Raw genomic sequence first — 432 nt, 5'->3', positions numbered from 1 at the left:
AGCATTCTAAGCGTGGCAATGGTACGGTGCTTCCGGAACGCTACGACGATCGCTTCCCGCGTGCTCAGGAAGCTCCAGCAGATCAGCCACCAGGACCAGAGGCTCCGGGGGCGAATCCCGAGATGAACGAACACCCGGTGGCACCGGCACAAGTCGAGGCACCTGCTCCTGCTGCTCCACCGGCGGCACCCGGCGCCGAGCCGTATTTCCAGAACTGCGCTGCAGCCCGCGCCGCCGGGGCCGCTCCGCTGCACAGGGGCGAGCCGGGCTATCGCTCACAACTTGACGGCGATAACGACGGCATAGCCTGTGAATAATCCTGTCCGGGCTATAGCTTGAGCCTGTGGCCTACAGAAAGCGATAGCCGCAGCGAAACCACTGCGGCTGGAAAAATAACTCTACGGCCAAGCAAAGACCGACGTTTGGTTTAGG

1 protein-coding gene is annotated in these 432 nt (G+C 62.3%); it reads left to right on the top strand.

Annotated elements, in window-relative coordinates; translation table 11 throughout:
• The coding region (locus BKN05_RS12020) for an excalibur calcium-binding domain-containing protein (RefSeq protein WP_286688741.1) at nucleotides 1-317 on the top strand (317 nt) is incomplete at its 5' end.
• Nucleotides 318-432: the final 115 nt, after the last annotated feature.

Origin of the sequence: Corynebacterium sp. S5S1 (genome assembly GCF_001913985.1) — a bacterium.
Lineage (GTDB): Bacteria > Actinomycetota > Actinomycetes > Mycobacteriales > Mycobacteriaceae > Corynebacterium > Corynebacterium marquesiae.
The sequence above is the reverse complement of the archived record's forward strand: the minus strand, read 5'-3'. Positions and strand labels throughout refer to the sequence as shown.